Source organism: Rossellomorea pakistanensis, from assembly GCF_016908495.1.
Classification (GTDB): domain Bacteria; phylum Bacillota; class Bacilli; order Bacillales; family Bacillaceae_B; genus Rossellomorea; species Rossellomorea pakistanensis.
Window position 1 is genome coordinate 1,570,869 of sequence record NZ_JAFBDZ010000001.1, and the last position, 22,716, is coordinate 1,593,584.

Annotated in this window: 20 protein-coding genes and 1 other annotated feature; of the genes, 6 read left to right on the forward strand and 14 right to left on the reverse strand. The window is 38.3% G+C overall.

The window, feature by feature from the left end:
- Positions 1–412 precede the first annotated feature (412 nt).
- Entirely contained in the window at positions 413–784 is a 372-nt protein-coding gene (locus JOC86_RS07655) for an iron chaperone (RefSeq protein ID WP_205169769.1), read from the forward strand.
- A 279-nt stretch (positions 785–1,063) separates the two neighbouring features.
- Here the strand turns inward: JOC86_RS07655 and JOC86_RS07660 are convergent, their stop codons facing one another.
- Complete coding sequence (locus tag JOC86_RS07660) at positions 1,064–1,780, reverse strand: pseudouridine synthase (protein WP_205170237.1); 717 nt, start codon at positions 1,778–1,780, stop codon at positions 1,064–1,066.
- A gap of 96 nt (positions 1,781–1,876) precedes the next feature.
- Here JOC86_RS07660 and JOC86_RS07665 point away from each other — a divergent pair, with 96 nt between their 5' ends.
- Positions 1,877–2,071 (forward strand): hypothetical protein, encoded by a 195-nt coding sequence (locus JOC86_RS07665; RefSeq protein ID WP_205170256.1) that lies wholly within the window; start codon positions 1,877–1,879, stop codon positions 2,069–2,071.
- Between the two features lie 171 nt (positions 2,072–2,242).
- Here the strand turns inward: JOC86_RS07665 and JOC86_RS07670 are convergent, their stop codons facing one another.
- Positions 2,243–3,862: a putative polysaccharide biosynthesis protein gene (locus tag JOC86_RS07670; protein ID WP_205169772.1), complete on the reverse strand. Its 1,620-nt coding sequence runs from the start codon at positions 3,860–3,862 to the stop codon at positions 2,243–2,245.
- 260 nt (positions 3,863–4,122) lie between these two features.
- Between JOC86_RS07670 and JOC86_RS07675 the strand changes: the two genes are divergently transcribed.
- A complete protein-coding gene (locus JOC86_RS07675) occupies positions 4,123–5,397 on the forward strand; it encodes a BaiN/RdsA family NAD(P)/FAD-dependent oxidoreductase (protein WP_205169775.1) in 1,275 nt (424 codons plus the stop codon).
- Between the two features lie 294 nt (positions 5,398–5,691).
- Here the strand turns inward: JOC86_RS07675 and JOC86_RS07680 are convergent, their stop codons facing one another.
- The 9 genes from JOC86_RS07680 to JOC86_RS07720 form a co-directional block, all read right to left on the reverse strand.
- Complete coding sequence (locus JOC86_RS07680) at positions 5,692–5,868, reverse strand: sporulation protein Cse60 (RefSeq protein ID WP_205169778.1); 177 nt, start codon at positions 5,866–5,868, stop codon at positions 5,692–5,694.
- Positions 5,869–6,068: 200 nt separating this feature from the next.
- Positions 6,069–6,383 carry a rhodanese-like domain-containing protein gene (locus JOC86_RS07685; protein WP_205169781.1) on the reverse strand — a complete coding sequence of 105 codons (315 nt, stop codon included), beginning with the start codon at positions 6,381–6,383 and terminating at the stop codon, positions 6,069–6,071.
- A gap of 145 nt (positions 6,384–6,528) precedes the next feature.
- Positions 6,529–8,943, reverse strand: a complete 2,415-nt coding sequence (gene leuS, locus JOC86_RS07690) for a leucine--tRNA ligase (protein ID WP_205169784.1) — start codon at positions 8,941–8,943, stop codon at positions 6,529–6,531.
- Between the two features lie 59 nt (positions 8,944–9,002).
- Positions 9,003–9,223 (reverse strand) — a binding site (T-box leader).
- A gap of 124 nt (positions 9,224–9,347) precedes the next feature.
- Positions 9,348–10,124 carry a 3-hydroxybutyrate dehydrogenase gene (locus JOC86_RS07695; RefSeq protein ID WP_205169788.1) on the reverse strand — a complete coding sequence of 259 codons (777 nt, stop codon included), beginning with the start codon at positions 10,122–10,124 and terminating at the stop codon, positions 9,348–9,350.
- A gap of 18 nt (positions 10,125–10,142) precedes the next feature.
- Entirely contained in the window at positions 10,143–11,468 is a 1,326-nt protein-coding gene (locus tag JOC86_RS07700; protein WP_338021724.1) for a GntP family permease, read from the reverse strand.
- Positions 11,469–11,688: 220 nt separating this feature from the next.
- Entirely contained in the window at positions 11,689–13,047 is a 1,359-nt protein-coding gene (locus JOC86_RS07705) for a sigma-54 interaction domain-containing protein (RefSeq protein WP_205169791.1), read from the reverse strand.
- Positions 13,048–13,395: 348 nt separating this feature from the next.
- Positions 13,396–14,586: an MDR family MFS transporter gene (locus JOC86_RS07710; protein WP_205169794.1), complete on the reverse strand. Its 1,191-nt coding sequence runs from the start codon at positions 14,584–14,586 to the stop codon at positions 13,396–13,398.
- A gap of 443 nt (positions 14,587–15,029) precedes the next feature.
- Entirely contained in the window at positions 15,030–15,200 is a 171-nt protein-coding gene (locus JOC86_RS07715; RefSeq protein WP_205169797.1) for a glycogen biosynthesis protein GlgD, read from the reverse strand.
- Complete coding sequence (locus tag JOC86_RS07720) at positions 15,197–15,490, reverse strand: YtzC family protein (protein WP_205169800.1); 294 nt, start codon at positions 15,488–15,490, stop codon at positions 15,197–15,199. Before JOC86_RS07720 ends, JOC86_RS07715 begins: the two co-directional genes overlap by 4 nt.
- 191 nt (positions 15,491–15,681) lie before the next feature.
- Here JOC86_RS07720 and mnmL point away from each other — a divergent pair, with 191 nt between their 5' ends.
- Genes mnmL through JOC86_RS07735 form a run of 3 tightly spaced genes read left to right on the forward strand, consistent with a single transcriptional unit; the run spans position 15,682 to position 18,184 of the window.
- The gene (gene mnmL / locus JOC86_RS07725; RefSeq protein WP_205169803.1) at positions 15,682–16,644 is read left to right on the forward strand and encodes a tRNA modification radical SAM protein MnmL/YtqA; all 963 of its coding nucleotides are present in this window, start codon (positions 15,682–15,684) and stop codon (positions 16,642–16,644) included.
- Positions 16,641–17,213 carry a tRNA 5-(aminomethyl)-2-thiouridylate-methyltransferase MnmM gene (mnmM, locus tag JOC86_RS07730; RefSeq protein ID WP_205169806.1) on the forward strand — a complete coding sequence of 191 codons (573 nt, stop codon included), beginning with the start codon at positions 16,641–16,643 and terminating at the stop codon, positions 17,211–17,213. The genes mnmL and mnmM overlap by 4 nt, the downstream gene beginning before the upstream one ends.
- Positions 17,214–17,263: 50 nt before the next feature.
- Positions 17,264–18,184, forward strand: a complete 921-nt coding sequence (locus tag JOC86_RS07735; RefSeq protein WP_205169809.1) for a DMT family transporter — start codon at positions 17,264–17,266, stop codon at positions 18,182–18,184.
- A 103-nt stretch (positions 18,185–18,287) separates the two neighbouring features.
- On the opposite strand, the gene JOC86_RS07740 is transcribed toward JOC86_RS07735, so the two are convergent.
- The 3 genes from JOC86_RS07740 to JOC86_RS07750 form a co-directional block, all read right to left on the reverse strand.
- A complete protein-coding gene (locus tag JOC86_RS07740) occupies positions 18,288–19,292 on the reverse strand; it encodes an LLM class flavin-dependent oxidoreductase (RefSeq protein WP_205169812.1) in 1,005 nt (334 codons plus the stop codon).
- 466 nt (positions 19,293–19,758) lie between these two features.
- Positions 19,759–20,157, reverse strand: a complete 399-nt coding sequence (locus JOC86_RS07745; RefSeq protein WP_205169815.1) for a hypothetical protein — start codon at positions 20,155–20,157, stop codon at positions 19,759–19,761.
- 92 nt (positions 20,158–20,249) lie between these two features.
- Positions 20,250–22,715 carry an immune inhibitor A domain-containing protein gene (locus tag JOC86_RS07750; protein WP_205169829.1) on the reverse strand — a complete coding sequence of 822 codons (2,466 nt, stop codon included), beginning with the start codon at positions 22,713–22,715 and terminating at the stop codon, positions 20,250–20,252.
- Position 22,716: the final 1 nt, after the last annotated feature.

Here is a 22,716-nt window from a genome sequence, read left to right on the forward strand (position 1 = left end):
AAAGAAGAAACCCTTAAGAATTCTTCTTTATTTGGACAATCATAGTGGTTCCGGACAACTCATGGGAGACAGCACTCTTGATTCTAAATTCCTGGTACTTATCATGGGTTAATTCTGCTCTTTTGCATGTAAATATATATAGGGCTATCTAAAAAAACAATCGTTTAAATTAATATCCTTGATAAACGAACAAAAGAAAGAGTGTGTTTTGAAAAAGGAGTTTGATCAAATCACGCTTTTACCGCTGGCGATACGAGCCTCTAATTTGCGATTTATATCTTCTTGACTAATATATCTAGTTAGAGAATAGGTGTTGTTAAGAGTATGTCTGAGCAGTTCTGCGAGGCGTTTTCACGAATGGGTTAGAGGAACTTCTCTGAACGACAAAATTTTAATTTTAGGAGGGAATAACATGGAAGTTTTTTCAAAATATTTAGCAGGGATCGATAACCCCGACCACCGCGACCGAACGGAAGAAATTTTAATGTGGGTTGCTAATAAATTCCCAAATTTGGAATCGCAAATCAAGTGGAATACGCCAATGTTTTCCGATCACGGTACATTTATCATCGGCTTTTCCATAGCGAAGCATCACTTGAGCGTTTCACCCGAAGAAGTAGGCATTGCGCACTTTGCCGATGACATTGTACAAGCTGGCTACAGCGCTACCAAAGGCTTGTTTCGTATTCCCTGGAATAAGCCGGTAAATTATAAATTGCTTGAGAAAATGATTGAATTTAATATTCAGGATAAAGCTGAATATACGAATTTTTGGCGTAAATAGAAAAAAACAGGATAGTCCTTAGAGGCTTTTAAGGGCTTGCTAAGAAAATGACCCTCTCACCAATTCCAGAAAGGGAATAAGCGAAGAGTTTTACAACACTGACAAGAACATAATAAGAAAAATCCTGTTTAAATTAATACAGGTTCTTAATACTTATTTATACCACACATATTAGATATCTAATATGTGTGGTCCTTTTAATTTCAAGTGATTTTACTTATAATACCAAAATATTACTTAGGGTCTTTTTTTATGTATTAATTAGAGTCAGAGAACCAATTAAGTTGAAGGTGCTTTCAGTTGTTCAAGCTCTTCATCAGTTAATTCACGGTATTCTCCTAATTCAAGGGTTTCATCGAGGTGTAAAGTCCCCATTGAAATTCTCTTTAAATAGACAACTTTTTTTCCAACTGCTTCAAACATCCTTTTCACTTGATGAAATTTTCCTTCTGTAATCGTTAATTCAATTTCAGATTCCGAACCAGATGATAAAATAATGAGCTCACCAGGTTTTGTTTGATACCCGTCATCAAGGATAACCCCTTCCGCAAATGCCTTTACATCCTCAGCTGAAACTTCTTGATCGATTACCGCAAAATATTTTTTAGGAACATGTTTTTTGGGAGATAACAATTGGTGAGAAAGCTGCCCATCATTCGTTATGAGGAGTAATCCTTCTGTATCTTTGTCCAAACGTCCTACTGGGAAGGGGTTAAATACCTGGTCCTCAATTTCTAAAATATCAATGACGGTCTCATAATGACTATCTTCAGTTGCTGATAGTAGACCTTTCGGCTTGTTCATCATCAGATAAATAAACTCACGATATTCTACCTTTTCGCCATGTACGTCTATGTAATCGACTATTGGATCTACATGCTGTTTAGCATCCTTTATCACATTGCCGTTTACTTTGACTCCGCCACTTTTTAAAAGGATCTTTACTTCTTTCCTGCTCCCAAACCCCATGTTTGAGAGTAATTTATCCATCCGCATATTTATAACTCCTTTTATATAGGCTTCTACCCAATCCAGTTCAATTTTCAATCATAGGCTATCCTGAGAAATTAATGGAATGAGAGAGGTGTTACCATGTATTATCGTCAGCAAGGACAGGGCGTATATTATTTTCCAATTCCGCTTCCGCCATTTCAGCCTCCTGGGAATGGCTACGAATCTATTGAAAATCGAGTTGATCGACTGGAGAGGCAGTTTCAACGTCTGGATCGTCGAGTCGATCGTTTAGAACGTCGGGTAGAACGTTTAGAAAGACCGTACGGCTACTGACCCTATTCACGATAAGATAAAAGAGGCTGTCCCTAAAACCATGGTGTTAGGAACCACGACTTCGTTACGTAGTAGAAACCCTCAAAAGTTCTTCCGTATATAGATATCATGGTGGTTCCCTACCCCTATGGAACAGCCCCTTTTATTTAATTTCTCATTTATTAATGGCACTTACCCAAGCTTAAGCTTTCTTCTAAGCTTTTTCATTCGATCTCCAAACAATCGATCCGCTAATTTACTTCTTAAGCCTAAGTAGAAGTAAACAAGTACACCAACTAGTCCACAAATCAATACAATGAGAATAGCTTCAATTTTCCCTTCATTGGTGCTAAGAAATAAAGTAAGCAATTTGTACACCATATATACAAATAACCCCATTATGATATTAAAGACTAGCATCAAAGTGACCCTTCTAACAACCATATTGAAATTATATTCTGCATATCTTTTTATTACCCATAAATTAATAAGAATCGCTATTCCATATCCTAGTGCCGTCGCTAATACAGCACCTTGTGTTTCCATTAATTTAATGAGTGGAATATTGAGAGATAACTTTACTAGTAATCCGACTAACAAGCTGAAAATGGTAAACTTTTGCTCATTAATCCCTTGCAGAATAGCAGCCGTAACAGCATATAAAGCAAATAATATCGCCACAGGGGCATATGACCTTAAAATCGAAGTACCTAGCGGATCATACTCATAGAAAAATGTATAGGCTGGCTCAGCTAAAATCGCTATTCCCACGGCTGCTGGAATCGTTAAGAACAAAAGCACTTGTAACGTTTGGTCAATTTGACGTTTCATAATACTTTTATCATTATTCATAAACGATTCGGTTACAAGTGGCACAACGGTCATAGCAAAAGCCGTTGCAAGTGAAACAGGGATAATGACGATTTTGTGGGTAGTGAAATTTAGGACTGCAAATGCACCATCCGCTTCCTTTGCTAAATTAATCGCAGCCATCGCTCTATTGAAGGTAATTTGATCGACTAATTGAAACAATGGATTCGCTAGACCTACAAATATAAAAGGAATCGAATAGATAATAATTTCTTTATAGATTTTCTTCAACGAAACATTTGCATTACCTTTATCTTGTTCAAGAAGCTCATCAAGATGTGGCTTTCGTTTAAACCAATACCAACCTAGTACACCTAAGCTTGCTATTCCACCTATAAAAGCGGCAAATGTCGCTACACTAATCGCAGTCGTGACTGTTCCATCTAGTACATGAAGAACTAGGTAAACTCCAGCTAATAGAAAGACAATCCTTACAATTTGTTCGATTACTTGTGAAATAGCAGTCGGTCCCATTGACTTGTGCCCTTGGAAAAACCCACGTATCAAACTCATGAAAGGAATAATAATAAGGGCAAATGAAACTGCTCGAATAACCGTTGTTACCTGAGCAACAGATATAACCTGTTCGTCATCTGGAATTGATACTTGAGCAAAAAAAGGAGCAAAGGCGTACATAATAATAAAGGAAAGTACCCCGGTAATTGTCATAAACAATAACCCGGATCTAAACAACTTCCTTCCCACACCATACTCTTCTATTGCATTATATTTTGCGATAAATTTTGAAACAGCCATCGGTACTCCAGCTGTTGCAATCGTAAGGAATATTGTATACGGAACATATCCATAATTATAAAGAGCAGCTTGCTCTTTCCCACCTATGATTTCATAAAAAGGGATTACATAAAACAAACCAAGAAATTTAGAAATAAACGCACCTAGCGTTAATATAAACGTACCTCTTATTAATTTCGAAGACATAAAATCCCTACCTACTTAAATTAAAAACACTCACTTAAACACACTATCAGTAGTTTACTACTCTGTAAGATGAAAGACAAGAAATAATACGGTAGCGTGTAAACAGAGGATTTAAGAGTTAAGTTTTTGTGAACGTTAAGTCACATTTAGGCTTGTTAAGCTAAGTAATATAATAAGTATATGAACTTTCAAGATTGTTTTCTTATAAGAAGAACCTTACAATAATACAAGAAAATCTGTTAGACAAAGTTGGTGTCGGAATGAAAAAATATGACGTAATTGTGATTGGAGGCGGCCCATCCGGATTAATGGCTGCAATTGCAGCTGGCGAAAATGGAGCAAGGGTCCTTCTTATTGATAAAGGAAACAAACTGGGGAGAAAATTAGCCATTTCAGGCGGTGGTCGGTGCAATGTCACCAACCGATTGCCAATAGACGAAATCATTAAACATATACCTGGCAACGGTCGCTTTTTATACAGCGCCTTTTCAGTATTTAATAACGAGAATATCATCTCATTCTTTGAAAACCTTGGTGTTGAATTAAAAGAAGAAGATCACGGACGAATGTTCCCTGTAAGTGATAAAGCACAGAGTGTTGTCGATGCTTTACTTACAAGATTAAGTGAACTTAACGTAGACGTTCGGACCAACACACCCGTCAAAGACGTTCTGTATACAGAAACTGCAGTGAAAGCCATCATCCTCGAAAATGACGAGGAAGTTTCGACAAATGCAGTTGTCATTGCAGTTGGAGGAAAATCTGTTCCGCATACAGGGTCTACAGGGGACGGCTATCCTTGGGCTAAAAAAGCAGGTCACACGATAACAGACCTTTTCCCAACCGAGGTTCCGCTTACCTCTGATGAAGCTTTTATTAAGGAAAAACAGTTGCAAGGATTATCCCTTAGAGATGTAAATTTGAGTGTTTTGAATCCTAAAGGGAAGCCACTTGTTACACATAAAATGGATATGATCTTTACTCATCTTGGAATCTCAGGTCCTGCCGTATTACGGTGCAGTCAATTTGTTGTGAAGGCAATGAAGAAATGGAAGCTGACACATGTCCTAATGAACATCGATGCCTTCCCGCAAAAAAATGAGGAAATGCTCTTTCGTGAGATCAATACTGCCTTAAAAGAGGAAGGAAAGAAATCTGTTAAGAACATTTTAAAAGGCTGGGTACCAGAACGCTATTTACTCTTCCTATTGGAAAGAGCAGAAATTGATTCCGATGCACAAGGAATAACGATTTCAACTGAAAAGAAAAGAGCCTTGAGTAAACTGATGAAATCCTTTCAGTTTACAGTTAATGGAACACTCTCAATTGATAAAGCATTCGTCACAGGTGGTGGTATCTCTGTTAAGGAGATTGAGCCAAAGACAATGGCATCGAAGAAAAAAGAAGGACTCTATTTTAGTGGAGAAGTTCTTGATATTCATGGATACACAGGGGGCTACAATATTACCTCCGCCTTTGTGACCGGAAGGCTTGCAGGAACGAATGCTGCAGAATACGCTAAGAATAAAAAATAGGAACTGTCTTTGGCGGCGTTCCTTTTTTTATTTTTTGGAAATGGTTAAAGTGCCCTCGTTTCAAAATTTATCATATGTTGTCGAGAAATCGATAAACACCACAAAGTTGAGAATAAAATAACCTCTGATACCTCTATCTAGAGCCTAAGGAATTAAAATCCCTATCTATTTAAAGAAAAAATACACTCTAGAGTCATTAATGTCTTGAATTACTTCAAACGGCAATAATAGCCCTTAAAAGTTCATAGAAAAATACAAAATAACTTAATTCTAACCAATCGGTAACTACCCATCCTACTTCCGATATACAACCATCGCAGAAAAACAGTATATTTGATCATCCTCCGCCATTGCTGCAACATGGTATTTAATATCCATAATCTTATTTTCTTCTATGTCTCTTAAAAAATGATTCATTTGTTTTTCTAGGTCTTTTTCATGTTCATAATCGAACATTTTGACTTGAAGCATTGTTCCTCATCCCCTACTTTTTTCTATCTAGCTTTGACAATTATTTTAATTTTCAGACATAAGAAATAAAAAAAAACGAACTGTCCCAAAAACTAAGGTGTCAGCAACCACAACTTAAATCTAGAGAAAAAACTAATCTTCTAAATATAGATAAGCATGGTAGTGACGGACCCCTATTGAGACAGCCCAATCAAATTAAATTATTTCTTCGGCTCAGTTTTACCAGCCCACTCAAGCATGCCGCCTTCCATATTGACCACTTTGAATCCTTGGTCATTCATGAAATGACACACGTTTTCGCTTCTTCTACCTGAACGACAAATGAAAACATATTCTTTATCTTTCTCAAATTGTGAAACGGATTCAGGAATATCCCCCATTTTCACGTGCTTTGCAGATGGTATCATCCCTTCTGCCACTTCTTCGTCCTCACGGACATCTACTAAATAGAGCTCTTCACCTTGTTCAAGTTTTTTCATTAACTCATCCGTTGTAATGGTTTTAATTGAATCCAATTCTCTTCATCCTTTCAAGGTTTCATTCTTTGATTATATCAAAGCCGTCCACAGCTACAAAAAAAGAAGGCCTAGCTAGATAACTTCCTTGGCCTTCTTTAAGTAATTGTGAAACTTCATCAGTAGGTCATTGAGTGGCAATCAATTAGTTTGCTACGATATTAACAAGCTTACCAGGAACGGCAATCACTTTTCGAACCGATTTTCCTCCAATGTGCTCCTGCACTTTTGCATCTCCCATAGCAAATTTCTCAAGTTCATCCTTAGAAAGATCTTTTGCCACTGTCAGCTTAGCACGAACCTTTCCGTTAACTTGGAATACGATTTCCACTTCGTTGTCTACAAGCTTAGCTTCATCGTAAGTTGGCCAAGTTTCATAAGAGATTGTTCCTTCATGCCCAAGTTTTGACCATAACTCTTCAGCTATATGTGGAGCAATTGGGGCAAGCATTTTCACAAAGCCTTCTACATACTCTTTTGGAAGAGATTCCGCTTTATAGGCATCATTAATGAATACCATTAGCTGAGAGATTCCAGTATTGAAACGAAGGTCTTCATAGTTTTCCGTCACTTTTTGTACGGTTTGATGATACGTTTTCTCTAAATCTTTATTTTCAGATTCTGTTACTTTATCACTAAGTGCCCCATCGTCTGCGATAAGCAGTCGCCACACACGATCTAGAAAACGTCTAGCTCCGTCTAATCCATTTGTGCTCCATGCAATCGATGCTTCAAGTGGACCCATGAACATCTCATAAAGACGAAGGGTGTCAGCACCGTGGCTTTCTACGATTTCGTCAGGGTTTACGACATTCCCTTTTGATTTACTCATTTTCTCATTGTTTTCCCCTAGAATCATTCCTTGGTTAAATAGCTTTTGGAATGGCTCTTTTGTTGGGACAACGCCAATGTCATAAAGGAATTTATGCCAGAAACGAGCGTAAAGAAGGTGAAGAACCGCATGCTCTGCTCCACCGATATACATATCAACTGGGAGCCAATGGTTTAGTGATTCCTGACTAGCAAGCTCTTTCTCATTATCCGGATCGATAAATCGTAGATAGTACCAACAGCTTCCTGCCCACTGTGGCATTGTATTTGTTTCACGGCGACCTTTCATTCCTGTTTTAGGATCTTCAACATTTACCCACTCACTAATATTTGCAAGTGGTGATTCTCCTGTACCAGATGGTCTGATTTCCGTTGTTTTTGGAAGTGTAAGTGGAAGCTCTTCAACTGGAACAGTTGTTGTCGTTCCATCTTCCCAATGAATGACAGGAATTGGTTCACCCCAATAACGTTGGCGACTAAATAGCCAATCACGAAGGCGATACGTTACTTTTTTCGTTCCAACCCCTTTATTTTCCAGCCATTCAATGGCTTTCCCTATTGCTTCTTCCTTTCCTAGTCCGTTAAGGAAGCCGGAATTAATATGCTTTCCATCTCCTGTGTACGCTTCTTTTTCAATATCTCCACCTGCAACGACTTCTTTAATTGACAGATCGAATTTCTGTGCAAATTCATAGTCTCTTTCATCGTGAGCTGGCACTGCCATAATAGCTCCTGTACCATAGCTCATAAGGACATAGTCAGCAATCCAGATAGGCATTTTTTCTTGATTAATGGAGTTAATCGCATAAGCACCTGTGAAGACCCCTGACTTATCTTTTGCAAGGTCTGTTCTTTCAAGGTCACTCTTTGATTTCACCTTATTAATATAGGCTTCAACCTGTGGTTTTTGCTCACTTGTAGTAATTTTGTCAACAAAAGGATGCTCTGGCGCAAGTACTGCATATGTTGCACCGAAAAGTGTATCTGGACGAGTAGTGAATGCCTGGAAGCTTTCGGCCGTCCCATCAATCTTGAACGTAACCTCTGCTCCTTCTGAGCGTCCAATCCAATTGCGCTGCATATCTTTAATACTTTCTGGCCAATCTACCTCTTCAAGATCTTCCAGTAGACGATCAGCATAGGCCGTGATTTTAAGCATCCATTGCTTCATTGGACGGCGTTCAACAGGATGACCGCCTCGCTCACTTTTTCCATCAATCACTTCTTCATTCGCTAATACGGTTCCTAGTGCAGGGCACCAATTCACAGCCACTTCGTCCACATAAGCTAGCCCTTTTTCATAAAGCTTTGTAAAAATCCATTGTGTCCACTTATAGTAATGAGGATCTGTTGTATTGACTTCACGATCCCAATCATAAGAAAAACCTAGTGCTTTAATTTGGCGTCGGAAGTTATCAATGTTTTGCTTTGTAAATTCAGCTGGATCATTTCCTGTATCAAGAGCATATTGCTCAGCAGGCAGACCAAAAGCATCCCATCCCATTGGGTGAAGGACATTATATCCTTGCATACGTTTCATTCTAGACAGAATATCTGTTGCAGTATAGCCTTCTGGATGTCCTACGTGAAGGCCAGCACCAGATGGATACGGAAACATATCAAGTGCGTAAAATTTTGGTTTATTTAGTTCAGTGGTCGTCTGGAATGTTTTTTTCTCTCCCCAGTATTGCTGCCACTTGGTTTCAATTTCTTTATGATTAAAGCTCACGGCTCTAACCTCCTTTTAAGTAGTAAAAAATCAAAAAGCTCCCGCCCCAATATAAAAAATATTGGGACGAGAGCTATTATGAATAATCTCCCGCGGTACCACCCAGCTTAGTGTACACGCCACTCACTTCAATCATCCTTAACGCGGAAAACGGCAAGTATTACGTTTTTCACACTTGCAACTCAAAGGGCGAGTTCATGATGCTTCCGGTTGACTTTCACCACCCGTCAACTCTCTTCAACGGAAGTTGATCATTACTATTCCTTATCAAAGTCTTTAAGTATACATCTATTGTATACACTATTTTATTCAATTTTATACGGAGTTTCAAGCCCAGTTGTTAAAAACAATAAAAATTTTGTCATTTATCGGGTTATTTTCTTAGGAGTTACTTGATTTTCCGTTTATTGCACTGTATAACCACCATCAATTACAATAGCTTGCCCTGTCACTCCACCCGCTTTTTCACTGGATAAAAACATGGTGTAATCAGCTATTTCTTTCACTTGAAGTAGTCTTTTTTGCGGGACCAGCGGATATATAACATCCTCTAACACATTCTCTAAAGGTACATTTCTTGTCTTCGCAATGTCCGTTAACTGATTTCTTACAAGAGGTGTATCCACATAACCTGGACAAACTGCGTTGACAGTAATTCCGTGCTCTGCTGCCTCTAGTGCCGCTACCTTCGTAAGTCCAATCACACCATGCTTCGCACTGTTATAGGCTGCTTTTCCTGCAAAACCAACTAATCCATTAATGGATGCCATATTAATAATACGGCCAAATCTTTGCTGCTTCATCTGGGGGAGTACATATTTGATTGCAATAAATGGAGCCGTTAGCATTACTTTGAGTAAAAGTTCATATTTCTCAGTCGGAAATTCTTCAATATAAGAAACATGCTGTAAGCCGGCATTATTGATTAAAACATCTAAACGAGAAAACTTCTCCAGCGTTTGAACAATAGCCGCTTTGATTGCTTCCTCTGAGGTCACATCACATTTCAAACCTATAGCTGCACAACCTTCCTGTTTTAAAGTTTGTGCAGATTCCTTTACTTTCTCCTCATTGAGATCGGTTAGGACTACTTTTGCTCCGTTATGGGCAAATTCCTTTGCCAATTCAAATCCAATCCCCTGTGCTGCTCCTGTAACGAAGACAACTTTATCGTTCACCATCTCCTTAAAATCTCCTTTCTATATACCAAGTCCAATTGAAAATAAGAGAATTGCAATCGTTAAACCAAGTAATGGAACAATGACGGTAACAGCTCCCACTGCACCATATGCCTGCTGATGACTTTCACCACATATCGAGCGGATTGTCGTTACAACATATCCGTTATGAGGGAGAGAATCCAAGGCTCCTGAAGATATGGCGACAACCCTGTGTAATGCTTCCGGATTGACCCCAGCATCTACATAATGCGGTGCTAATATTGGTAAGGCAATCGCTTGACCTCCTGACGCAGAGCCTGTCATCCCAGCGATGACACTCACGGCAATTGCACCGCCAATAAGTGGTGATCCAGGGATGCTTGTCATGACATTTACTGCTGTCTCAAAGGCTGGTACAGCTTTCGCTACTCCTCCAAAGCCAACTACCGCTGCCGTATTCCCTATCGCTATTAGAGCACCAATTGTTCCTTCAGAAACAGCATTCCAAAATCCTTTAAAATATTTCCTATTTAAAATATATGCCGTGATGATTCCTCCTAGTAAAGCGATAATTAAAGCGGATTGCTTTAATGAATCATGGAAAATAAACGAGAGAATGAGTACGACAACTAACGGAATAAGTCCTGTAAATGGATTTGGCAGTGGTTTAGATTCATCCAAAATGGGATCCGTCTTTCTTGCCTCGAATCGCTCACCTTTATTTAGCGCTTTTGTAATCATTCGTTTTAACCACCAGTATCCAAAGACCGCCATAAAGATCGCAACAATTATACTAACTTCCCAGCCAGCATACGGGCTTGTATTCAAATAATCAATTGGAATCCAGTTTTGAATCTCAGGTGAACCCGCAGATGTCATTGTAAATGTTACCGATCCAAAAGCTAACGCAGCCGGAATAAACCGCCGTGGCAAATCAGCTTGTTTGAACAAACTAACGGCCATTGGATAAACAGAGAAAGCAACAACGAATAGGCTGACTCCTCCGTAGGTTAAAACCGCACATGCAGCAACAATCGCTAATACAGCATATTTCATCCCAAGCTTATCGACAACAAATCGCGACACGCTATCGGCTGCTCCACTGTCTTCCATTACTTTCCCAAAAACAGCACCAAGTAAAAACATCAAATACCATGCAGCAACAAATCCAGTGAAACCAGACATATAATTTCCTACTAAGTTTGCTTCCCCTTCTCCGACTAGCTGTGGAAAAAGTGGCATTCCGCTAAAGACTGCTACAAAAAGGGCTGAAATAGGCCCTACAATTAAGATGTTCATTCCTTTCATTGTTAAATAAATAAGTAGAACGAGCCCCCCTATTAAACCGATCATACTTAATGACATTTCTTTTCCCCCTTTTGGTGTAGAGTAATCACATCTTCCTCGTTTATATTTGCAAGATGTATGCCAATAATGAAAACGCTTTACATAAATGACTTTTAGAATGTTCAGTCCAGAAATCTGGAATTTTCTATACAGAATTAATTTTCGTTAACAGAATGTTCAGAAATCAAACGAAATAAAGTAAGTCCAGATATCTGGACTCCTTTCCGGATATCTGGACTTATAAAAGGTCATATTTATTTAATTTTTCATACATACTTGATTTACTAATCCCTAGAGCTTTTGCAGCTGAACGCTTATCACTAAATTGCTGAAGGCTTTGGGCCACTATTTTCTTCTCCGTTTCTTCTAAAATTTCTTTTAAACTCTTTGAACCAACTTTATAGATACTTGTACTTTGGATATATTCAGGGAGTGATTCTCGGGTAATCAACTTCGAATTGGATAAATAGGTGGAAGCTTCAATGACATTTTCTAATTCTCTGATATTCCCTGGCCAGCTATAAGAACAGAATAAGTCAAGTACGTCTTGTTCAAAGCCAATCATCCGTTTTCCTGATTTTGATGATGACTTTTCTATAAAATGCTGAGCTAATAGTTGGATATCAGCATGGCGATCTCGTAATGGCGGTATTTGAAATGGTACGACATTTATTCGATAATATAAATCTTCCCGGAATCGTTTTTCCTCCATCATTTTCTCAAGCGGCCGGTTGGTAGCAGCGATGATTCTTACATCAACTGAATCCGTCTTCGTTCCTCCAATTGGTTCAACTTCCCCTTCTTGAAGGGTTCGTAATAATTTGGCTTGCATATTTAAAGGCATATCTCCAATTTCGTCGAGAAAGAGTGTTCCACCATTCGCTAGCTGGAACTTCCCTTTTTTGCCTCCTTTTTTAGCACCAGTAAAAGCTCCTTCTTCATATCCAAATAGCTCGGATTCTAGAAGATGCTCAGGGATGGCTGCACAGTTTACTTTTATAAACGGCTGCTGACTGCGCTCGCTTAACTGATGGATACTGTGAGCAAATAATTCTTTGCCTGTCCCACTTTCGCCTCGAATGAGAACCGAAATATCACTAGGAGCAATCATTTTTACTTTTTCTTTTAATTCCTGTATTGGAAGGGCTCCTCCCAATATATCTTCAAGGGTGTACTTTACACCATTGTTGATGTCTTGGATATAGCTTTGAATTTTGGACATCATGTTCTTAACATGTGTGCTCATTTGCATCCATTCGCTTGTATCACGGAAAATAACTGTTCCAAGGGCACCGATAACTTGATCCTCAACAACAATAGGAATCCGATTGGCAATCATATAATTCCCGCGAATATATTGAAGGTCTGCTACTTCCTCTTTTCCAGAGCTTGCTACAAGGTGCATTCGGGTGTTCTCGATTACTTCCGTTACATGTTTCCCGATCGCCTCTCTCCTATCTACTTCAAGAAATCGACAATAATTTACGTTTATATAGATGATATAGCCCTCATTATCCACCACAACAAGCCATTCATAGGCAATTTCAAGTATTTTCTCAACCATTTCAATCGATACTTTCGATAGAAGACTGTTCATCTTATCACCACCACGGTTTTTCTTTTATATTAACATTTTCGCATTATTTTTTCGCAATTTTGCTATTTTTCCTTCATAAAATAGATGGTTCTTCAGTCGCAGAAAATTGTCTTATTTTGTCGAACGGTCAATATATTCGGGAGTTCGGACAAAATATTGGGAGTTATGGACAAATTATTAAAGAACACGGACAGATTATTCTCCTTATCCGATAAATTCCTTTCAGTTACCAGGTTTTTCTTTCATTTAAACTCGCTTTAATTGCATCGGTATTCATTTATTGCACGAATTTGATAAATCAAATAAAAAAAGACTGCACAGTTAGTTACTGTAACAGTCGATTTGAATTTATGATGATACCGATATAGGAATATTCTTTTTCTCCTTTAAAGAACGATCGTAAATCATCGTAATAATAAAAGAAATGATAAATAATCCAATCAAGCTGTAGAAAAGCGTCGGCATTCCGAATAAATCAACGAGTACTCCTCCAAGAAAAGGACCGATCATCCTTCCACCTGTTGCCGTACTATTCACTATTCCTTGGTAAAAACCTTCCCGTCCCTTAGGAGCTAATTGGTTCGCAATCGTCGGTACTGCTGGCCAAATAAGCATTTCACCAATCGTCATAATAATCATGGCAATGGCAAATAATTGAAAAGCCTCTGCTCTTGCTGCTACGGCAAAAGAAATCATAAAGATGACGGTACCAATTAAAATTTGAACTTTCAAGTTATTTTCAAAGCGTTTTATAGCTCTTGATAAGAGCGGCTGAGCTAAAACAATGAGCGCACCATTTATCGTCCAAAGCAAACTGTACTGATTTAAACTTATGTTAATTTCCTGTGTGTAACTTGCAATGGTCGATTGCCATTGGACATACCCTACCCAGCAAAAAATATAAGCGGTGCAAATCAAGATAAGGGCTGTAAATTTATTTTTGTTCTTGATGAAGGTTTTCTCATTAAGTAATGATGTTTGTTTAGCTGTTTGAATGGAGATGGAACGATATCCAAAATAGGCGATAAAAAAGAACACAATATACATAGCTAAATTAGCAAGAAAAATGTATTGAAACGAAAAAGATGCAACAAATCCACCTAAGGCAGCTCCAATCGCAACACCGACATTTTGAGCAACGTAAATGTAGTTAAACGCTTTTCTTCCACCTTCTGGCCAAACTGAACCAGCCATAGCATACATAGAGGGAAAAACAATTCCGGAGCCAAAGCCAACAATCGTTAAAAACACGACATAATGAGGCCAGCCGTTCCAGATATTCATTCCAACCAGAGCTAATAACGTAATCGATATTCCAAATAAGATGGAACGATATCCTCCAAAACGATCAAAAAGGCTTCCGCCAATTAAATTTCCCAAAACACTTGCTCCCGCGTTTAGCATTAAAACGATCCCAGCAACCGATAACGATTTGTCTAAATAGTTATTAATATAGATTGTATTGAGGGGCCATAAGAAAGATCCACCTGTTACATTTACTATCATACCTATGACTAAAAGCCAAAGTGACTTAGGCATGCTATTCGCTTCCTCTCCCGATATATTTCGAAAACAAAAATAAATTCTATTGTTTTTTCGAGAGTTTAGCAATAGGTAAAAGGAAGAATTTATAAATAATTTACAAGGCATTATTTTTTATAGTGAAAATGAGGGCCTCTTCGTGTCATTGGATTTATGAGGAATATTGTTTTTTAAAAGACTCTTTTCGTAGAGATTGTTGTTTTAGGGGGAATACCGTTGACCGTTCCTTTCCGCGGGGAGGAAGTCAAGCCTCCTTGACGTTCCGTCTGCGGGGTCTCGACTTTTCCTCTGCATCCCGCAGGAGTCAAGTGCCTTCCGCTCCAATCCACTCTGCGTTTTCAATGTTGATAAAAGCAACAAACTTTTAGAAAAGAGCCTTTTAAAAAAAACCAAGCACCGAACTACCACGGTGCTTGGTAATGAATTCAAAAGAGAACGATTTAATCAGGCTTTTCCACATGCTGCTTTGATTTAACCTGCTGTCCTTGTTTGGCATAATTTTTCTTTGATTTTTTTACTGGGTTATACTCTTCACCGAATTCTGTATCAAGGTTCCGGGATGCATTTCTTGTTTTTTGCTCTGGGTTATTTTGTTTCGATCGTTTTTTCAATGTAGTTTTCCTCCTACAACAGAAGGGTCATGATCTAACAAAATCATTTCATTTTGAAACTTCTGCACCTGTAATCTCATACGGTGAAGCTGTTCTCTTTGCTGAGAATTAGCACTATTCGCCAATTGCATTACTTCATTAGTAGCTTCCTCAAGCTGCATCATAGCAGCTGAATATTCTACATCATGGTAATGATCTTGTTTGCTTCCCTCTTTATACTGTTTCTCCGCATTTCGGATAGCATCTTCACATCTTTGTATGCATTCGTCTATCGATCTTCTTGTTGCCATACGATTCCTCCTACATCAAGATGAAGCTTTGGCTTCACGTTTAGTTTTTGTCAAAAAACAATGTTTCACTAATGGAAAAGTACACCTTTAGATTGTTAATGATTACAATTGGATAGAAAAGTCGGTTCATGTTAAAATTCATATATTCAAAAAAGCTATTGTTTCAGACCTTAATTTAGGAGGTGTTTGTCTTGACTCAGACAAACCCATTTCCATTTGCTTCAGATCATAAACGTTACCATACATGGAATTATCACTTACGCAACCACTTTGGACATAAAGTTTTCAAAGTCGCTTTAGATGGGGGATTTGATTGTCCAAATCGAGACGGAACGGTTGCACATGGTGGATGTACTTTTTGTAGTGTAGCTGGCTCGGGTGATTTTGCGGGAAAACGTATCGATCCATTGGAAAAACAATTTAATGATATCAAAGAAAGAATGCACCTAAAATGGAAAGATGGAAAGTATATGGCCTATTTCCAGGCATTCACGAATACACATGCACCCGTTGAAGAACTACGCGAGAAATATGAGACGGTTTTAAAGCAGAAGGATGTCGTTGGAATCTCGATTGCCACTAGACCAGATTGTTTACCAGATGATGTCATCGAATACCTTGCCGAGTTAAATAAACGCACATACCTTTGGGTCGAGCTTGGGTTACAAACGGTCCATGAAAAAACAGCTCATCTAATAAATCGTGCCCATGATTTTGAATGTTATGTAGATGGGGTTAATAAACTAAGAAAACATGGGATACGAGTATGTTCCCATATTATTAACGGACTTCCCCAAGAAGATTACAATATGATGATGGAAACGGCAAAAGAGGTAGCAAAGCTTGATGTGCAAGGAATTAAAATTCATTTACTTCATCTTTTAAAAGGAACACCAATGGTGAAGCAATATGAAAAAGGAATGGTAGAATTCCTTTCTCTTGAAGAGTATGTCAATCTTGTGTGTGACCAATTAGAAGTCCTTCCTAAAGAAATGATTGTTCACAGAATAACAGGCGATGGACCGATTGATTTAATGGTCGGACCGATGTGGAGTGTTAATAAATGGTCAGTGTTAAATAGCATTGACAATGAATTAAAGAGACGCAATAGTTTTCAAGGAAAATTTTACAAAGCGGAAGTGAAGGTAAAATGAAATTAGAAAGAGTACTACCATTTGCAAGGAGTTTACTAAAGAACGCTGTTTCTCCTGGGGATATTGTTGTAGATGCGACATTAGGGAATGGACATGATACCTTGTTTCTTGCACAACTTGTAGGAGAGCATGGCAGGGTATATGGGTTTGATATTCAAGAGGAAGCGATTCAAAATACAAAAGACCGACTTGAAACACATGAATTAGCTAATCGCGTTACATTGTTTAAACAAGGACATGAAACGGTAATGAATGTGATTCCTCCCGTTCATCATGGGAAAGTAACTGGCGCAATCTTCAATCTCGGTTATCTTCCCGGTGGAGATAAAGACATTGTTACTCGGCCTAAAACCACCATATTAGCTATAAACCAATTGTTAGAAATGCTAGCACCTGAAGGAATCATGATTTTAGTCATTTATCATGGTCATCGTGAGGGAGCAGTTGAAAGAGATTATCTCCTTCGATATGTTGAAAACCTTGATCAACATTATGTACATGTTCTTAGATATCAGTTCATGAACGGGATCAATAATCCACCATTCATTATTGCACTTGAAAAAAGGTAAAACCCTGTGCAGAAAATTACATAGGCAGTTCCAAAGAATGGAGGAGGACAATGGCAGATAAAAAAATGGCAGCCCTGTATATTGCTGCAGGCGCTTCTTTATGGGGGATTATCGGAATATTTGTAACCTTTCTTTATGAACTTGGTTTTACACCGACACAGGTTGTAACAATACGTGTACTATCCGCATCCTTTTTCCTGCTATTCTATATCATTTTTAAAAATCGACATCTCCTAAAAATCCAACTATCGGATAGTAAATACTTCATAGGAACAGGTATTTTTAGTATTGTCCTTTTTAATTGGTGTTTATTTAGTGCAATGGAAGAGACCTCCATCTCAATTGCTGCTATTCTTCTGTATACGGCACCTGCTTTTGTCACCATATTCTCAAGAATACTATTTAAAGAAGCACTTACGACACGAAAAGTCCTTGCCTTAATCATCACCTTTGCCGGCTGTTCCTTTGTGATTGGCATCTTACCAAATAGTAAAGAGTCAGTCTCTTTATATGGATTAATACTTGGACTTGGTTCAGGACTATTTTACGCCTTATACAGTATTTTTGGGAAATTCGCCCTTAGAAAGTATGACACATTAACCGTCACTGTCTATACATTTATTTTTGCTGCCTTTGCCATTACTCCTTTAAGCGGATTATGGGTGAATTTACATTTATTCTCAACAATTGAAGTGTGGCTTTGCATAATAGGTCTGGGCTTTTTCTCCACAATGCTTGCATTCATTCTGTACACGAAAGGATTACAATCATTGGAATCAAGTCGAGCGTCTATCATTGCTACCATTGAACCAGTTGTTGCCGCATTATTAAGTTTTTTCATTTTCCATGAAAAGTTAAACCTTTGGCAATACCTTGGCATTACGTTAGTTATTGCTGCAGTCTTCATTGTTCAGGAATCAACACGAAAGTCTGGTAATAAGACATTTATTTCAAATGAATCTTCCTTTTAAAAAATTCATAAAGCAGCGGAAATTCACCAAGTGAAAATCCACTGCTTTATCATTTTGTCTTTTCATCTAAATATAGAATGCACCCTAAAAACTACTCGTAAATTTATATTAAAATTTCGTCAGCTACTAGCTGGAACGATTTTAATTTATCTTCAAAATCATAAGTAATGGTAACGAGCATCATTTCTTCCGTTTGGTATTGCTCACTTAATGAATGTAGCTGTTCCTTTACCTTTTTAGGGTTCCCCACAACCATCCGTTTTCGATTTTCCTTTATCCTTGCTAATTCGAATGGACTGTAGGTATAAGCTGCAGCTGTTTCGGGACTTGGTGTTCCAGTTGAACGCATTCCTTGTTCAATCATGAGTATAGATAAATCAATACTTGAGGCAACACGTTCAGCTTCTTCATCCGTTTCTGCACAGATGACAAATACAGCTACCATACTTTCAGGATGTGTATACAAATCCGATGGGATAAAATTATTTCGGTAATGCTCCATATACTGTGGACCGCCTTCCCCATTAATAAATTGGGCAAACGTGTATGGAAGGCCTTTTTCTGCAGCAAGCATAGCACTAGATGGACTTGAACCTAATAACCACATTTCCGGCATAGACTGAATGAGAGGTGTTGCTTTTAATCCGTTATATGGATGATCAACTGGAAGTGAATCGGTTAGATACCCTTTCAAGTCATCGATTTGATCTGGATATCGATTCACATCCCTTGGCTTTCCATCGTGTAAAGCCATTGTCGCGATTGGCATACCACCAGGTGCTCTTCCTAAACCAAGGTCAATCCGTCCTGGGTTAAGCCCCTCTAACACTCTAAAATTTTCTGCTACTTTATATGGACTATAATGCGGAAGCATGACGCCTCCTGATCCTACTCTAATGGAATTCGTCTTCGCTGCAAGTGTGGCAATCAGAACCTCCGGAGAAGATCCTGCCAAACTAGAAGTATCATGATGTTCTGAAACCCAGAACCGGTTGAATCCTAATTGCTCCACATGCTTAGCAAGCTGGATTGTATATTGTAAAGCCTTTTCAGGACTTGAACCTTCTGCTATGGGAGATTGATCTAACACACTTAATTTTAAACTCATTTGGACATCTCCTTTATAACTTTGACTATTATTATCTTCTCTCACTAAAGGAATGTCCAATAACATGCTTGATGGTGAATTTTCAGGATTTTTATTTTTTTCAGCTATAAATTTACAAGATATTATTAAGAGTGCATTAAAGTTATTGTGAATTTAAGTCTGTCAAATTAAGTATATTTATAATTGTAAGGAAAAGGACTTTTCGTTAAACCGATGAAGGTCTAAGCCATATAGATGAGAAAATGCAAGGTCCTTCATAAAGCCAAAGATGGACAAAACCATTTAAAAAGCAGAAGAACGATCGTTCGTAAGTATATGGGTATAAATCAACCAAGAAAGTAAGTCAAATCCCCTCTATACTCTTGAAAAAAACATATTTGAATTTTCCTGAAATACTGGTGAAGTAATCCGGTTTTTTTCTCTTTCTCGCACCCCTAAGTGAACGCGTTACCTACACCATGCCTCTCTAATTTCCATCAATACTATTTAAGCCTTTATTCTTAATCTCTTCCTTTAATTGATTAATATATTCCTTCTTTTTTTTCACATCCTCTGTAGTAGGGTGGATTTTCTTATCTCTCAAGTATTCCTTTAAAATCTCCTCTATTTCTCCTCTCGTTGCATCCTTTGGTATAACTCCTTTTTCTTTTAGTTGTTCGATCAGCTTCTCATCATTTACTATAGACTTCATAACAGATTCCTCCTCGTTAATCTCTCCTTTACTTGTTTCTTGTCCCACTTTATTTTCAACTTTTGTCTTTTCTTTATTAACTTCTTCTCCAGATTGAACAGACGAATCATACATAATCCAAAATCCAATCCCTACAATAACAATGAAGAGTGGTAAAAGGACTTTCCAGTTCATGGTACATACCTCCTTTTCGTATGATGGGAAAAACCCAACGACTAAAAAAAAGTAGTTGGGTTTAATATATACTACATCAAACTTTTATACCATTAATCTTCGTCTTCTTCGCCTTCATCACGATCTTCATCATCGTCGTCTTCACGATCGTCATCAGAATGATCTTCTCTTGAGATTTCAATTTGAGCAACACTTTGATCACGGCTTGTTTTTTCAACTTCAACTTCTAGTCCATATTCCAGTATATTCCTTCCAGCATCTGGAATACCTTCATTGCTATAATCTCGAGAATCCTTAAACTCTTCTATCGATCTTACATGCCTGTCTTTCAATGTTAATCCATTTATATCAGAATAATCTAGGAACATTCTATCTCCACGTTTGTGATTGAATGCTGCATCATGGATTTGATAGCGTGTCGCTGCAACTGTACCATCACTCCATTCAAGTGTCCTTTGGTCAGCATCAACAACCCCGAGGAATCCATCACCTGGGTGAGTACCAGTCCAGTTATTGTCATAAGAATCGTCTACATACCAAACAAGTAAACCTTCATCGTAAGACATTAAGCTGTCCCCACGTTTGATATGGGCAAGTCCTTTGTCAACACCTGCATGGTTACGCCATTCTAGTAAATAGTAATGTTCAGAGAAGAATTTCCCTTCATCTTTTGTAAATCCTTCAAGAGTAAATTTCGATTGAGCCTCTGCATCGTCCACTAGCACCTGAGTCCCATCAACTGTTACAGAAACATCATCTACATAGAATCCAGGCATTGTCGCAGCAACGTCTGTCCAGTAATTCAGCTTTAATTCAATTTTCTTTCCAGCATAAGCTGATAAATTAAAACTGCCATCTACCCATTTTCCATTAGAAGATCCAGTAATACCATAGCCCGGGTTTTGTTTGTTTGGATTAGTATCAGTTGTAATATTACCTTGAACTGTAACCCATTCCTCAGAACCCGATTCTTTTACTTGAACAGAAGCGTAGTCCCAATCCTTTTCAATTTCATACCACGTCTTAAAAGATAATTCTGCTGCAGTTGCATTAGATAAATCCAGGCTTGTTACCATTGAATTATTTAAATCATTGCCTTTTCCACTAAAGTACTCGTACTGCCCACTAAATGGAGTATTCACCACTGTCGCTTTATCAGGTAAATTGATACGAACAGCATCATTGTTTGTTCCTTTCGTATTTGCCTGATCTAACAGTAATTCTTTACCATCTTCATCAATATCTTCTAGATTAAACGTTGAACCAGTTAACCAATTCCCACCTACATAAGATTGTAAAAATTCTTTCGCCCATGGACTGAAACCAGTTGGTTCTGTTCCTGGAACTTTACCAGCCCAGCTACCACTAGACATAATCGACCAATAGGCAACAGGCTCACCCTGACCTGAATACTGTGTATCGTATTCGTCTGGAAGCTCTAAATCATGACCATATTCATGTGCAAATACTCCAGCTGCTCCATCTGCTGGTTCAATTGTGTAATCATAAGCAGACATCGCCCCATCCCAATAAGGAACATCCGTTTCAGTACCAGGAATAGCAAAGACATTACCTAAATTCCAACGATGTGACCAAATCGCGTCACCGCCTAAGGATCCACCGCCTGCTTCTTCCCCAACACTAGAGTGAACAACCATTAAGTGGTCAACCATTCCATCTGGTTCGCGGAAGTTTCCATCACCATCAAAGTCATAACGGTCTTCTTGGTCAAAGTTACTTAAATCAAGGTTAGGATCTTGAGCTGCCGCTGTTAACGCTTCCTTTACAAGGCCGCGTGCATTCTTATCACTACCGTCTGGAGCAGGATCATTTCCACCATAGTATGCGGCTGGATGTTTTGCTTCGTACCAACCTCCAACTGCTCCATCAATGGAGTAGCTTCCACCAGACTGCTTTTCATAATATTGTTTTACAGATATTAAATTTTCACCATTTGGACCTTCATATCCTTTTTCACCGAAAATCATATCGTAGTAGTGTTCTTTTGGATATTGTTCATAAAACATATCCGTATCTTCTGGATTAATGTCTGTTGGTGCAAAATCTGGATACTTGATAAGTAATACAAGCACGTTATCTACACGTTGATTACCTGTCCATTTCTCTTCTTTTACAGGCTCCAACCCTCTATGATGTTTATGCTTTTTCTTTTTATCATCATCCATCTCATCGTCATCATGCTCATCTTTGATTTTCTTATGTTTGTCTTTTACTTCCTCTGTGAGCTCTCCTTCAGGCTGAGCTGAAGCAAGCTTTTGTTTTTCTTCTAGGTATTTCTGAAGAACTTCCCTTTCTTCTTCAGGATCAGCATTTTTATCAATCTTACCTTCCTTTTTGAGCATCTCGATGAGCCTTTCATCATTGGCAATGGCCAAGTCAAATGGACCACCTTTGTGAGAATGCTTCACTTCTTCAAGTGCTGTTTCTGCCTTCTTTACTACTTCGGCATTAGCTGTTGGCGTAAATGCCCCCATAGTAAGGGTGCTAAGTCCCATTACTGCTGCTAACGCTGTTGATGCTAATTTTCTCTTCTTCACT